The organism is Methanolobus sp. ZRKC3, from assembly GCF_045291275.1.
GTDB lineage: Archaea > Halobacteriota > Methanosarcinia > Methanosarcinales > Methanosarcinaceae > Methanolobus.
Genome location: NZ_CP146982.1, coordinates 2,722,142 through 2,735,072 on the forward strand (window position 1 = coordinate 2,722,142; position 12,931 = coordinate 2,735,072).

Consider the following 12,931-nt stretch of genomic DNA (forward strand, 5'->3'; position numbering starts at 1 on the left):
AAATTGTTAATATAATACTTTCAGATAACTTCCCACAGTGTATAATATCAGTAGATCATTTTCTTATTGGCCGGAGGAATCGAATGGGGATATACACAGTCTCACAATTGAATGAACATATCAAAATGGTACTTTCTAATGACCCGCGGCTGGGCCAGATATGGGTGCGTGGTGAGATATCAAACCTTACAAAACACGGTTCCGGTCATTATTATTTTACACTTAAGGACAAGGGCAGTCAGGTAAGCTGTGTCAGTTTCAGGTCAACCAACAAAACCTTGAAATTCGACCCTGAAGCTTCAATGAATGTTCTGGTCTTTGGCTCCATTGATGTGTATACTGTTCGTGGACAGTATCAGTTACGTGTGCTTGATATGCGTCCGGATGGCATCGGTGAGCTCTACAAGGCATATGAGCAGTTAAGGAACAGGTTACAAGAAGAGGGACTATTTGATGACTCTCGCAAGCAAGTCATTCCTCGATATCCTCAAAGGGTGGGTGTGGTTACATCTCCTACGGGGGCTGCCATACACGATATACTGAATGTTCTCAAGCGCCGTTATCCTGTGGACATCCTACTCTCTCCTGCCATTGTGCAGGGTGATATGTCTGCGGGGAGTATAGCGGATGCCATTGAGATGCTCAACCGCACGGATGTTGATGTCATTATAATTGGCAGGGGTGGTGGTTCGATGGAGGATCTCTGGTCTTTTAATGAAGAAGTGGTTGCCAGGGCTATTTCCAGGTCTGACATTCCCATTGTTTCGGCAGTAGGGCATGAAACTGACTTTACCATTGCTGACTTTACGGCAGACCTGAGGGCACCAACACCCTCGGCTGCTGCGGAGCTTGTGGTTCCTGATAGTCTGGCTTTGAAGCGGCATATTGATTCTCTTTTACAGCGTATGGAACAGGCTGCAATACGCAATGTTTCTGACCATTCTGCAAGAGTGGCCTATCTGCAAAGTCGCATAGAGCCGGATAAAATATCAGATTTCCTGCGCCAGAACTTCCAGAGGGTGGATGAGCTATCATATCGAATGGCGCGTGCAGTAAAGGGCAGCGTCGATTCAAAGGCTTCTTTCCTGGCTGGTATTGCGGGCCGACTTAATGCAGTAAGTCCGCTTAAAACACTGGAAAGGGGATACAGCATTGCATCAAGGTCAGATGATAAAGAACTTGTCCGCAGTGTGGATGATGTGGCAGAGGGGGATGATATCTCGCTTATCGTCATGGATGGGCGCATAAAGTGCAATGTCGAAAGCGTGTCAAAAGAACAGTTCTGAACGGTTTGTAAATATAGGAGGTAACTATGTCAGAAGATGAGAATAACGATGATGTGAGTTTTGAGGATTCCCTTGATGAATTGGAATCCCTTGTTGACAAACTTGAAAGGGGGCAATTGACTCTTGATGAGAGTCTTGGGACATTTGAAAGGGGTATGAAACTGGCACGTGCGTGTAACAAAAAACTCTCAGAGGCGGAGCGTAAGATCGAGATTCTTATAGAAGAAGATGGTAAGGTAAGGTCGGAGGACTTTGCAGAAAAGGATAGTTGATATATCCTTCTTTTTTAATCCTCGTCCTCAAAATACCTTTTTGCAAGTAAGATGCTGCTGCTTCCTGTAAGTGCCAGAAGGAATATTGCAATGATTCCACCTTCCAGGCTGAAGTCTTGCCATGAGTGCACTGAAGCCCACATTCCGCTTCTGGTCACAAAGGTTGCGAATATCACGAGTATGAACGAGGCTACTGCAAGCATCGGTCCCAGGAACTTGTATTCTCCATGTTTTGCGCGAGTGCGTGCATGCAAAAAGGCGGTGGATGTTATCCATGGTATCAGGGATGATGTTTCCACAGGGTCCCATGTCCAGTACCATGCTCCCCATCCAAGCACCTCGTATGCCCAGAATCCTCCAAGTCCTATCCCCAGGGTCAGGAACAGCCAGGCAATGCGCATCCAGTCCCTTGCTATTCTGGTCCAGTTATCCTCATTATTCAGGAGGTTTGCAATGGCGGCAGCAAATGGGATGGTAAATGCAGCATATCCAAGGAATAGTATGGGTGGGTGTACTGCCATCCAGGGGTTTCTTAGTAATGGGTTCATTCCCTGTCCGTAGGGCACGTCATAGAGTAATGCGAAAGGATTCCAATTAGTAAGCTCTACACCACCGGCAGGCAGGATGCGGTATGCCGTGAATGGGTTCTTGATCAATAGCAGGAGTAAGAATACGGACACTATCCCAAGAGATACCATTCTGGTAATGTCCATGAGCCTTGTATTCGTAAATTGTTTTGTGTGTCCTGTATACTGCATAAAAAGCAGCATTGCAAGTATGGCCCATGTCCAGAGCAAAAGGGATCCTTCCTGTCCTGCCCAGAGTGATGATATCTTGTAGAAGATCGGCAGGTCTGTGCTTGAGTGTCTGAAAACATAGTCATAGGATGCGTTCACTTTCAAGAGCTGGAATATAAGCGTAAGGATTGACAGGCTAATGGCAGCTGCAGATATTAATTCCCATTTCTTTGAGGATGCTCTCGAGCTTTTGTCATTTGTGGTATAAGTTCTGATGGAATATGCTGTGGCTCCCCATCCTGTGATAAATGCAAGCCATATAAGGATCATTCCGATATTCATAACATCACCTTCATTGTTTTCTCCTCATGGCACGACGTTCTTCAAGTTCCTTCTCAAGTAGTTCATCGTATCTCTCTTCAGCTTCCAGCTTCCCCGGCTTTTGCTTTCTTGTGCCTTTTCCGGAATTGCCTGCAATGCTGGTGGTTATGGGTGCCATGCTATCGTTTCTGTATTCGATTATTCCAAGGGCTATGATTCCTATTACCATTAGGTACATGCCGCCCCAGAGGAAATTGATGAAAGGTACCGTTCTCATATATACATCCAGCTCACCTTTTGTCTCTTCAATGGCTCTTGGTGCAATGAAAAGCTCTTCTGTAAGTCCTCTGTGGATGTAGGTCGTGGTGTAGGTCTGTCCCCACTTGAAGTCCGTGATGTATTTGACCTGTCCTGTCTTGAAATATTTGCCATTTTTGTAAATGTCAAAATCAATATCGGTTGTATATGATGAAGCAGGCTTGTCCTGGTATGGTTCTCCCTGGTACTGCGAGCTCATGGATTTGAGCATTATTTCGTATTTTTGTCCCTCGAATTTAGCCATATCTCCTGTATTGAGGACTTGTGAATCTTCGACCTTCATGTTAGAACTGAGCACGATCCCAAGCAGGATGAAGAGTATTCCCAGGTGGATCAGATGGGCGCTTATTCCTCTGATGGTTTTGGAGTGGTCTCTGTTCCATGATCTTGCTATCTTGTGAAATGTTGTAATGGTAGCCACTGCCAGTATTGGTACAGAGATGTCCATTGGTATATTCCCAAAGGGTGAAAGTATCGCAGAAATGAGGGTAAGGGCAGCTGAACCTGCAACTATTAAAGTAATGTTCTTCCTGGCTGTATAGCCTGCAAGCATGCAGGTGCTCAGGAGTAGTACCAGTACTGCAGTGGGTATTGCGGCTCTGTCATTGAAATACTGGGGTCCAAGACTTATCTCAACTCCGCTGGCAAGTTTTGCAACAAGTGGGGTTAACATTCCCATTGTAATTACTGTTGCCAGAAGCAGTAAAACAAGAACAGTAGCAAGCATCATATTACTTGCATTCAGGAGTGGCTTCTCGGTTTTCATCCGTTTCGTTCCTATGTATACAAACTATATATACTTAGACGCGGCAAAAATTGCGATATCTTAAATACTGATGATGTTAATTCATGCAAAGCGATTTTAAAAACAGGTTGAAAGTGAGCTGATAATACGATAGAGATACTGATCACTGCAATATGGTTAATGCTTCCTGCATACTTGCCAAACTCAATGGCTGCTGTCTTTGGTGGTGGCAGGCCAATCGATGGTGGGAAGATCATGAAGGACGGGAGGCGTATACTTGGCGATGGTAAGACCTTCAGGGGACTTTTTGCAGGTACGCTATGTGGAATGCTGCTTGGGATGTTGCAGATGTACTATCTTACGCAGAGCTCTGGCATATTTGGTGTTGAGTTGCCTTCCTTTGGTGAGGGGTCGGGTGCATTGCTTGTGATATTCACACTGGCGTTCGGTTCTTTGATCGGCGACCTGTCTATGAGTTTTTTCAAGCGCAGGATGGGTTTTAAGAGGGGAGCACCTCTGCCTGTTGTGGACCAGCTTGATTTTGTAATGGGTGCATGGTTACTGACCTTTATTGCATCTCCTCATTGGTTTATATCTAATTTCACATACAGCATAATTCTTGCAGTATTGATTATCACACCTCTACTGCATGTTTCGACAAATATTGTCGGCTATTTTATAGGGGTCAAGAACGAGCCCTGGTAATATTCAACTTAAGGTGATCATAATGCCGGAATCCGGAAATAAACAGATACTTATAGATGCCCTGAAAGCCTGCGGGGCAGTGAAGTTCGGTGATTTTACACTGGCTTCAGGTAAGAAGAGTAGTTATTACATTGATATTAAAAAGGCTAGCACAGATCCCAAAACACTGAAGATAATTGCAAAAGGTACAACTGAGCTGATCCGGGATATGAATCTGGATGCAGTGGGTGGTGTGGTGCTTGGCGGTGTGCCTCTGGCAACAGCTGTGTCCCTTGAATCCGAGCTTCCTCTTGTGCTTATCCGCAAATCTGCAAAGGGCTATGGTACTGGCGGACTTTTCGTGGGTGACTTCGAAGAGGGTGCAAGGATAATGCTGCTTGAGGATGTAACTACAAGTGGTGGTTCTGTGAAGGATGCTATTGTGGCAATACGTGAAGCAGGTGCGGTGGTAGACAGTGTTCTTACTGTAGTTGACAGGGAATCTGGTGCTGAAGAAAGCCTGGGTTCCATTGGTGTGAAACTCATTCCGCTTGTACGCGCAAGTGATCTGGTATAGTTTCTCTGATTATCTTATAATAGTTTCAAAACGGTAATTATTTATTTCAATAATTAGAAATCTAGGCTATTCATATTTCTATTTAATTTAAATGATTAAAAATAATGACAATATTTCAGTAATCCGTTAAGAGGATTTGTCTGATAATTTTCCAATAATGAGGTCTAATATATGAATATATTAATAGTTGGAGGTGGCGGGAGGGAGCACGCCATCGCTGCCGCAGTGGCAAGGAGCAGAAAAGATCCTTCTATCTATGCGGTAATGTCCAAGAAAAACCCTGGAATTGCAGCGCTATGTGAGGATTTCCTGCTTGAGAAGGAAACAAATGTTGAAAAGGTAGTTGAATTTGCAGTCTCTAAGAACATTGAGATCGCTGTTATGGGTCCTGAAGCTCCTCTTGCGGTAGGTCTTGTGGATGCTCTGGAAGATGCGGGTATTGGCGTTGTGGGCCCCAGGAAGGCTGTGGCGCAGATCGAATTTGATAAGGCATGGGCACGCAACTTCATGAAGGGCAGCAATATTGCAGGTTGCCCAAAATTCGGTGTTTTCACAGAGAAAGCACCAATGGATGCTTTTATAGATGAGCTTGGAAATGTTGCTGTCAAACCTGCCGGTCTTACTGGTGGTAAGGGTGTAAAGGTCATGGGTGACCAATTACCTGATCTAGCTGCTGCAAAGGAGTATGCTGGCAGCCTTCTTGAAGGTGACAGTGTGGTAGTTGAGGAAAATCTCATTGGTGAGGAATTTACTCTTCAGGCTTTCGTAGATGGTGAAAACCTTGCCTATATGCCAACAGTGCAGGATCATAAACGTGCTTTTGAGAATGATCTTGGCCCTAATACCGGTGGCATGGGTTCATATAACGAGGCTGGTGGAATTCTTCCATTCCTCGTAGAAGATGATGTGGTGCAGGCAAGGGCAATCATGAAGGATACTGTAAAAGCACTGCGTGAGGTCACTGGTGCAGGTTACAAAGGTGCTCTCTATGGTCAGTTCATGATAACAAAGGATGGTCCGAAGGTCATTGAGTTCAATGCCCGTTTTGGGGATCCTGAGGCTATGAATGTGCTTCCTTTGCTTGAAACAGATTATGTGGATGTGCTATCTGCAATTGCAACGGGAACTCTTGACAAACTTGATGTGAAGTTCAGCAACAAGGCAACAGTCTGCAAATATGCGGTCCCTGCCGGATATCCTGACAACCCTACAAAAGACAGGGAGGTAATTGTTGGTGATATTGGTGATGCATTGCTGTTCTATTCAAGTGTTTATGAAAAGGATGGGAAGGTCTATACGACAGGTTCACGTGCAGTGGCTGTTGTGGGTATGGCAGATTCCATTAAGGAAGCTGAAATAAAAGCTCAGAATGCCCTGGAGAACATCAATGGCGACTTGCATTCAAGGCGTGATATTGGTACTTCAGACTTGATACAGAAGCGTATCGATCATATGAAAGAGATTAGAGCTAACTGATTCCGGGACTTGATAAGATGAAACACCTTATTTCCATGGCAGACCTGACTCATGATGAGATCATCGAACTGCTGGATATGGCAGAAGACTTGAAAGAGAAACGTATGCGAGGCAAGGTCACAGACCTTTTGAAGAATAAGAGTCTTGGGATGATATTCGAGAAGTCATCTACTCGTACCAGGGTATCCTTTGAGGTTGCCATGTGTGATCTCGGTGGGCATGCGCTGTACTTGAATGCAAAGGACATGCAGCTTGGTCGTGGTGAAACTATCTCTGATACATCCGAGGTGCTTTCAAGGTATCTCTATGGTATCATTGCCCGGGTTTACAGTCATGATACTGTGAAGCAGCTTGCGGAGAATTCCAGTATTCCGGTGATCAATGCTCTGTCAGACCATGAGCATCCATGCCAGATACTTGCAGATCTGCTCACTATTCGTGAATACAAGAATAATTTCAAAGATCTTAAATATGCATGGGTGGGCGATGGAAATAATGTGTGTAACTCTGCAATACTGGGTTGTGCGCTTGTGGATATGGAAATTCTTGTGGCATGCCCTCCTGGATATGAACCAGATGCGGATATCGTGGAGCAGGCACGAGCTCTTGGTGGCAAGGTGACTATAACCAATGATCCAAAAGAGGCTGTGGCGAATGCTGATATCCTCTATGCTGATGTGTGGGTATCAATGGGGGATGAGGATGAGCGCGAGAAACGCTTGACAGATCTTGCACCATATCAGATCAACAGTGAACTTGTGGAGCTTGCAAAACCTGATGTTATCGTTATGCACTGTCTTCCTGCCCATAGGGGCGAGGAGATAAGTGCAGAGGTGATGGATGGTCCTCATTCTGTGGTTTTCGATCAGGCTGAGAATCGTATGCATGCCCAGAAAGCACTGCTGCTCAAGTTGATGGCATAATTTTGCCATCATTTATCTAATTTTTCTGTATCTCAAACACAAACTTTAACTAGAAAAAGCGCTAGTAATCACCATCACAATGCGGGAGTTGCCCAGCCAGGTCAAAGGCGCTAGGTTCAGAGCCTAGTCTCGTAGGAGTTCGTGCGTTCGAATCGCACCTCCCGCACCATAAACTTTTTTGGAATCTGTTATCTATCAATTCGTTTGATCGTTACTCATGTCTAATATTTTCGATGATTTCTCCTGCTGATCTATGATTTCATAAAATCGTTTTAATCATCTACGTTAATCTTTTATAATGGCTTGCTCATGTTAGGGTTCTTGTAAGTGGATCTCGGATACCATTAAGCATTTGTTCTCATACTTGCAGATTTGATAAATTACCGCAAATTGCATAAGGGATTAAAACTAACAGTTATAATCCGAGTGGATCTGTGTCAATTGTCACATATCAGCTCTCTACTAACAGCACATATTCGCTTCTAATCTCTCCTGATTCGGAAGCCTTATATGCAATGGCTGTATTAGTAGGGTTCCGCGTAAACGGCGCGTTGACAGGAGCTTTTTCTTGTCATGAATCACGTTCATCCAAGGTCTTTGATGAAACACTTCGAATCTCGCTGGTTCGGAATGTTTATATATCATTGGTTCCTTGTAGGAGTCCTCGCACAGCGCGAGAGACTTATTATTGTCTTCTAATCATAAGTGGAGGCAGGAGTTATTTCCTGTCTGACGTTGGATTTGGCAGTTCGGTTAATTCTGACCGGTAGTGTATAATATACTATCAATAGAGAATTAGCCAAACTATATGTGCAAAGTGAATAAACTCTTTAGAGTTTTTCCGATCGATTCTTTAAAGACTTCCAAGTGAAGTAGACTTAAATTTGTGTGTGATCAACAATTCTGGTTGATCCTGCCAGAGGTCACTGCTATCGGTGTGCGATTAAGCCATGCGAGTCAAATGTTCTTCGTGAACATGGCGAACTGCTCAGTAACACGTGGATAACCTGCCCTAAGGTTCGGCATAACTCCGGGAAACTGGAGATAATACCGAATAAACCAGATATGCTGGAATGCTTTTTGGTTAAAAGTTCCGACGCCTTAGGATGGATCTGCGGCCTATCAGGTAGTAGTGGGTGTAATGTACCTACTAGCCTACGACGGGTACGGGTTGTGAGAGCAAGAGCCCGGAGATGGATTCTGAGACATGAATCCAGGCCCTACGGGGCGCAGCAGGCGCGAAAACTTTACAATGCGGGAAACCGCGATAAGGGGACACCGAGTGCCAGCATTTATGTTGGCTGTCCACATGTTTAAACGGCATGTGTTAGCAAGGGCCGGGCAAGACCGGTGCCAGCCGCCGCGGTAACACCGGCGGCCCGAGTGGTGACCACTATTATTGGGTCTAAAGGGTCCGTAGCCGGTTTGATCAGTCTTCCGGGAAATCTGACAGCTCAACTGTTAGGCTTCTGGGGGATACTGTCAGACTTGGGACCGGGAGAGGTAAGAGGTACTACAGGGGTAGGAGTGAAATCTTGTAATCCCTGTGGGACCACCAGTGGCGAAGGCGTCTTACCAGAACGGGTCCGACGGTGAGGGACGAAAGCTGGGGGCACGAACCGGATTAGATACCCGGGTAGTCCCAGCCGTAAACGATGCTCGCTAGGTGTCTGGGACGGTGCGACCGTTTCAGGTGCCGCAGGGAAGCCGTGAAGCGAGCCACCTGGGAAGTACGGCCGCAAGGCTGAAACTTAAAGGAATTGGCGGGGGAGCACTACAACGGGTGGAGCCTGCGGTTTAATTGGACTCAACGCCGGAAAACTCACCTGGGGCGACAGCAATATGTAGGTCAGGCTAAAGGTCTTACCTGAATCGCTGAGAGGAGGTGCATGGCCGTCGTCAGTTCGTACTGTGAAGCATCCTGTTAAGTCAGGCAACGAGCGAGACCCGTGCCCACTGTTGCCAGCATGTCCTTCGGGATGATGGGTACTCTGTGGGGACCGCTGGTGCTAAACCAGAGGAAGGTGCGGGCTACGGTAGGTCAGTATGCCCCGAATCTCCAGGGCTACACGCGGGCTACAATGGTCGGGACAATGGGTTCCTACCCTGAAAGGGGTTGGTAATCTCATAAACCCGCCCTTAGTTCGAATTGAGGGCTGCAACTCGCCCTCATGAAGCTGGAATCCGTAGTAATCGCGTTTCAATATAGCGCGGTGAATACGTCCCTGCTCCTTGCACACACCGCCCGTCAAACCACCCGAGTGAGGTATGGGTGAGGGCACGGATTTTGTGCCGTGTTCGAACCTAAATTTCGCAAGGGGGGTTAAGTCGTAACAAGGTAGCCGTAGGGGAATCTGCGGCTGGATCACCTCCTAAGCAGACTGACACAAAGTCAGTCACCATTACCGGTCAGAAATCGATAAACTGTCAAATCCAATATTGGGACAACAATAGTCCTAAGGGGCTTGTAGATCAGTTGGGAGATCGTCGCCTTTGCAAGGCGAAGGCCCTGGGTTCGAATCCCAGCAAGTCCATACTAGTGCACCAGGCAAGTAACTTTGCCCGGGAAGGATGAAGTGATCGGCGTACCCACGTCGGTTGCAATGAGATCGTGTATAAGCATGCATATATCAGACGCTCACTGGACAAAGTGAGGTGGACTCTGGTAATTATGCCTTCAGGTGGATGGCTCGGCTCAAGGGCTGAAGAGGGACGTGCCAAGCTGCGATAAGCCCAGGGTAGGTGCATGGAACCTATGAACCTGGGATCTCCTAATGGGTCTTCCTAATGCGTTTTGCGCATTGATCAGTAATGATCGGGAACGCCCCGAATTGAAGCATCTTAGTAGGGGCAGGAAAAGAAATCGAAGAGATGCCGTTAGTAATGGCGAATGAACACGGCACAGTTCAAACTGAATCCCGCCAGTAATGCGCGGGAGATGTGGTGTTATAGGTTTTTCCTAAAGGTCCCACTCAATTCAAGTTAAACTTTTCTGGAACGTTAGACCATAGAGTGTGATAGTCACGTAGACAAGAATTGAAGGATCTGGGATGTAACCTGAGTAGCGTGAGTTGGAATTCTCGCGTGAATTTGGGAGGCACCAACTTCCAAAACTAAATACTTCTTGAGACCGATAGCGAACTAGTAGGGTGACCGAAAACTGAAAAGTACCCCAAGAAGGGAGGTTAAAAGTGCCTGAAACCTGAAGGTGATGGAGCAATATGGCATAAAAGGATCTTTGATATGAAGGAAACAGTCGCGAGGCTGCAGTACGAATATCACTGCCAGTGTCATATTTTACGTTTTGAAGAACGGGCCAGGGAGTGTATTCAAGTGGCGATGGCTAACTTTTTACTTAGGAAGCCGAAGCGAAAGCAACATGCGCGCAACCGCAAGGTGAGGCGCGACGTATACAAGTGCGTGGAGTCACTAGGATACGACCCGAAGCCGGGTGATCTAGGCGTGGGCAGGTTGAAGCGTGGCGAAAGCTACGTGGAGGACCGCAAGCGGTATTGATCTGCAAATCATTCGTGTGACCTGCGTCTCGGAGTGAAAGGCTAATCTAACCCGGCATCAGCTGGTTCCTTCCGAAACATGTCGTAGCATGACCTGACTGGAGATTGTCGGTGAAGTAGAGCACTGATTGGTGGTCCCGGGGGAGAAATCCCTCAGCTGCTTGTCAAACTCCAAACTCACCGTCGTCGAAGAAAGTTGGAGTCCGGACTACTGGGGTAAGCTTGTAGTCCGTAAGGGAGACAACCCAGCCCGTGGTTAAGGTCCCTCAGTGTCGACTAAGTGTTAATACTAAAGGGCGTCCTAAGCCCTAGACAGCTGGAAGGTTAGCTTAGAAGCAGCTATCCTTTAAAGAGTGCGTAACAGCCCACCAGTCGAGGTTTGGGGCCCCGAAAATGGACGGGGCTCAAGTCGACCACCGATACCACGGAGTACCGCAAGGTAATCTCGTAGGAAGGCGTTGCGTTCGGGCAGAAGCAGGGCTGTGAAGTCCTGTGGACCGTGCGGAAACGAAAATCCTGGTAATAGTAACAGCATAGATGGGTGAGAATCCCATCCGCCGAAGGGGCTAGGTTTCCTCGGCAATGATCGTCAGCCGAGGGTTAGTCGGTCCTAAGACGTACCGTAATTCGAGTACGCCGAAAGGGAAACAGGTTAATATTCCTGTACCTCATGACAATAAAACTGACGTTTTTGGGCAGGCTGAGCGGCGCCGTCGCGCCGTCTAAGCACCGAATCCCGTGGAGAGCCGTAATGGCGAGAAGCGGGGGAATGTGTTATGGCGAAAGTCAGCTTCACCCGGGAACCCGTGAAAAGGAAGTTATGAGTCCGTACCGAGAACTGACACAGGTGCCCCTAGCTGAAAAGGCTAAGGCGTGTCGGAAAAATTTGGTTAAGGGAATTCGGCAAATTAGCTCCGTAACTTCGGGAGAAGGAGTGCCTGCTGTGAAGACAGCAGGTCGCAGTGACAAGAGAGCTCTAACTGTCTAATATCAACATAGGAGATCGCAAATCCGTAAGGACTAGTACGATCTCTGAATCCTGCTCAGTGCAGGTACCTGAAACTCTGTTTCAACGGAACGAAGGGCCTGTAAACAGCGGGGGTAACTATGACCCTCTTAAGGTAGCGTAGTACCTTGTCGCTTAATTGGCGACTTGCATGAATGGATCAATGAGAGCTCTACTGTCCCTAACCAGAGTCCGGTGAAGCTTACATTCTAGTGCAGAGTCTAGAGACCTCTAGGGGGAAGTGAAGACCCCGTGGAGCTTTACTGCAGCCTGTCGCTGGGTTGTGATTTTGGATGTACAGTGTAGGTAGGAGACATCGAAGGTGGTGCGCCAGCATCACTGGAGTCGTCATTGGGACACTACCCTTCCAAAATTACGACCCTAACTCTGTGAAGAGGACCCCGATAGGTGGGCAGTTTGCCTGGGGCGGGACGCCCTTGAAAAGATATCAAGGGCGCGCAATGGTTGACTCAAGTGGGTCGGAAACCCACTGAAGAGTGCAAGAGCATAAGTCAGCCTGACGTTATTCAGCACAGTAGTGGATGACGAGACGAAAGTCGGTTCTAGCGAACTTTTGTACTCGCTTGGTGCGAGTCAAAAATGACAGAAAAGTTACCCCGGGGATAATTGAGTCGTTGCCGGCAAGAGCACATATCGACCCGGCAGCTTGCTACCTCGATGTCGGTTCTTTCCATCCTGGCTGTGCAGCAGCAGCCAAGGGTGAGGTTGTTCGCCTATTAAAGGAGATCGTGAGCTGGGTTTAGACCGTCGTGAGACAGGTCGGTTACTATCTACTAGAGGTGTATGTGGTCTGAGGGTAAGCTACTTTTAGTACGAGAGGAACAGAGTAGCGGCGCCACTGGTCGATCGGTTGTCTGACAAGGCATTGCCGAGTAGCTACGCGCTAAGGAATAAGAGCTGAATGCATCTAAGCTCGAAATCTGACCTAAAAAGAGACTACGTTAAGGATTCCGGTAGAAGACCGGTTTGATAGAGTCGGGATGTACGCACCAAGGCAACGAGGTGTTCAGTCCACGGCTACTAACCATCCGTGCCTCTCTACCTTGCTTT

Annotated in this window: 8 protein-coding genes, 2 tRNA genes and 2 rRNA genes; 10 read left to right on the top strand and 2 right to left on the bottom strand. The window is 47.1% G+C overall.

Annotation, left to right across the window (positions count from 1 at the left end):
• Positions 1–83: 83 nt before the first annotated feature.
• Complete coding sequence (gene xseA / locus V7O66_RS14040; RefSeq protein WP_406660935.1) at positions 84–1,286, top strand: exodeoxyribonuclease VII large subunit; 1,203 nt, start codon at positions 84–86, stop codon at positions 1,284–1,286.
• Between the two features lie 26 nt (positions 1,287–1,312).
• On the top strand, positions 1,313–1,558 hold the full coding sequence (locus tag V7O66_RS14045; RefSeq protein ID WP_406660936.1) for an exodeoxyribonuclease VII small subunit: 246 nt from the start codon (positions 1,313–1,315) through the stop codon (positions 1,556–1,558).
• A gap of 14 nt (positions 1,559–1,572) precedes the next feature.
• Here V7O66_RS14045 and ccsA read toward each other — a convergent pair whose 3' ends face one another.
• Positions 1,573–2,637: a cytochrome c biogenesis protein CcsA gene (ccsA, locus tag V7O66_RS14050; RefSeq protein ID WP_406660937.1), complete on the bottom strand. Its 1,065-nt coding sequence runs from the start codon at positions 2,635–2,637 to the stop codon at positions 1,573–1,575.
• A gap of 10 nt (positions 2,638–2,647) precedes the next feature.
• Positions 2,648–3,700: a cytochrome c-type biogenesis CcmF C-terminal domain-containing protein gene (locus tag V7O66_RS14055; RefSeq protein WP_406660938.1), complete on the bottom strand. Its 1,053-nt coding sequence runs from the start codon at positions 3,698–3,700 to the stop codon at positions 2,648–2,650.
• A 138-nt stretch (positions 3,701–3,838) separates the two neighbouring features.
• Here V7O66_RS14055 and V7O66_RS14060 point away from each other — a divergent pair, with 138 nt between their 5' ends.
• The 8 genes from V7O66_RS14060 to V7O66_RS14095 all read left to right on the top strand — a co-directional run bounded on the left by V7O66_RS14060 (position 3,839) and on the right by V7O66_RS14095 (position 12,925).
• Positions 3,839–4,384: a CDP-2,3-bis-(O-geranylgeranyl)-sn-glycerol synthase gene (locus tag V7O66_RS14060; protein ID WP_406662682.1), complete on the top strand. Its 546-nt coding sequence runs from the start codon at positions 3,839–3,841 to the stop codon at positions 4,382–4,384.
• 22 nt (positions 4,385–4,406) lie between these two features.
• Positions 4,407–4,940 (top strand): orotate phosphoribosyltransferase, encoded by a 534-nt coding sequence (gene pyrE / locus V7O66_RS14065; protein WP_406660939.1) that lies wholly within the window; start codon positions 4,407–4,409, stop codon positions 4,938–4,940.
• A gap of 171 nt (positions 4,941–5,111) precedes the next feature.
• Positions 5,112–6,416, top strand: coding sequence for a phosphoribosylamine--glycine ligase (gene purD, locus V7O66_RS14070; protein WP_406660940.1), 1,305 nt, complete (start codon positions 5,112–5,114; stop codon positions 6,414–6,416).
• 17 nt (positions 6,417–6,433) lie between these two features.
• Positions 6,434–7,339 carry an ornithine carbamoyltransferase gene (argF, locus tag V7O66_RS14075; RefSeq protein ID WP_406660941.1) on the top strand — a complete coding sequence of 302 codons (906 nt, stop codon included), beginning with the start codon at positions 6,434–6,436 and terminating at the stop codon, positions 7,337–7,339.
• An 81-nt stretch (positions 7,340–7,420) separates the two neighbouring features.
• A tRNA-Leu gene (locus V7O66_RS14080) sits at positions 7,421–7,508 on the top strand.
• Positions 7,509–8,239: 731 nt separating this feature from the next.
• Positions 8,240–9,713: ribosomal RNA gene (locus V7O66_RS14085) — 16S ribosomal RNA — on the top strand.
• A gap of 87 nt (positions 9,714–9,800) precedes the next feature.
• Positions 9,801–9,873 (top strand) — tRNA-Ala (locus tag V7O66_RS14090).
• 123 nt (positions 9,874–9,996) lie between these two features.
• Positions 9,997–12,925, top strand: a 23S ribosomal RNA gene (locus tag V7O66_RS14095).
• Together the 16S and 23S rRNA genes with 1 tRNA gene alongside form the textbook arrangement of a ribosomal RNA operon.
• Positions 12,926–12,931 lie beyond the last annotated feature (6 nt).